This is a genomic window from Mycobacterium sp. ZZG, from assembly GCF_054786995.1.
In genome coordinates, this window is record NZ_JBTBFV010000151.1 from 1 (window position 1) to 1,521 (window position 1,521).

A 1,521-nucleotide genomic window follows, 5' to 3' on the forward strand; every position below is an offset into this window, starting at 1 on the left:
TTCGTGAAATGTTGTGGGTGTCGGGTGTAGATAAGCGAAAGTGCCTGTCCTGCAAGGGATAATTGGACTTCTCGACGGTTCAAATATCCTGACTGGAAGGCACTTCGCAGGTGAAGAATATCGCGGTGGCATCGCGGGTGAAAGTCTCGGCCGACGGCCATGGTGTCGTGTCGCATGCCGGGATGGGCATACTGCGTGAGCTCGCCGACCGGACGGGGTTATCGGCGCAGGTTACCGCCGCGTTGGCGGACACCTACCGCGGCCCGTGGGTGTATGCGCCCGGGGAGGTGTTCGCCGATCTGGCGGCCGCGGTGGCCGACGGGGCGGACTGCATTGACGGGGTCGGCCAGTTGTGCGGTGACCGTGAGCATGTGTTCGGCGCGAAGGCGTCGACGACCACGATGTGGCGGTTGGTCGATGAGCGCATCGATGCCGCGCACCTGCCTGGGGTGCGGGCCGCACGGGCCGCTGCGCGGGCGGCGGCCTGGCAAGCCGGAGCCGCCCCCACCACTGATGGCTGGCTGCATATCGACATCGACGCCACCCTGGTGATCGACCACTCCGACAACAAAGCCGGGGCTGCCCCGACCTGGAAGAAGACCTTCGGTCTTCATCCGCTGCTGGCGTTTCTGGACCGCCCGCAGATCGCCGGCGGGGAAGCCCTGGCCGGGATGCTGCGCACCGGCAACGCCGGCTCCAACACCGCCAGCGACCACATCATCGTCCTGGAGCAGGCGCTGGCCGCCCTGCCGCCGCGGTGGCGGCCCGACCCGGACCATCCCGACGACCCCGATAAGCCGAACGTGCTGGTGCGCTGCGACACCGCCGGAGCCACCCACAAATTCGCCGAAGCATGCCGTGCGGCAGGGGTGGGGTTCTCCTTCGGGTACCCCGTCGATTGGCGCGTCCAGGACGCCGTGGACACGCTCAACCTCGGTCAGGGATGGTATCCGGCGATCGACACCGACGGCGGTATCCGCGACGGGGCCTGGGTTGCCGAGGCCACCGACCTGGTCAACCTGGCCTCATGGCCGACCGGGACCCGGCTGATCCTGCGCAAGGAACGCCCCCACCCCGGCGCGCAGTTGCGGTTCACCGACGCCGACGGCATGCGGGTCACCGCGTTCATCACCGACACCCCCGCCGGCATCGTGCCCGGCCAAGTCGCCGGTCTGGAGCTGCGGCACCGTCAGCACGCCCGCGTCGAAGACCGTATCCGCGAACTGAAGGCCACCGGCCTGGGTAACCTGCCGTGCCACGGTTTCTGGGCCAACGCCGCATGGCTGGAAATCGTGCTGGCCGCAGCCGATCTGGTCACCTGGTGCCGGCTCATCGGATTCAGCGACCACCCCGGCCTGGCCCGCGCCGAGATCACCACATTCCGCTACCGGATCCTGCACGTCGCGGCCCGTGTCACCCGCGGCGCACGCCAACTGCGACTACGTATCGATGTCACCTGGCGGTGGGCATCGCAGATCGCGGCCGCCTGGCAACGCATCCGCACCGCCTTCGGATAGAACC

The 1,521-nt window shown here is 68.2% G+C and carries 1 protein-coding gene; it reads left to right on the forward strand.

All coding sequences use genetic code 11. From position 1 onward, the window contains the following. The first annotated feature begins 110 nt into the window (after positions 1–110). Entirely contained in the window at positions 111–1,517 is a 1,407-nt protein-coding gene (locus tag ACXMYJ_RS29065) for an IS1380 family transposase (protein WP_135357696.1), read from the forward strand. Positions 1,518–1,521: the final 4 nt, after the last annotated feature.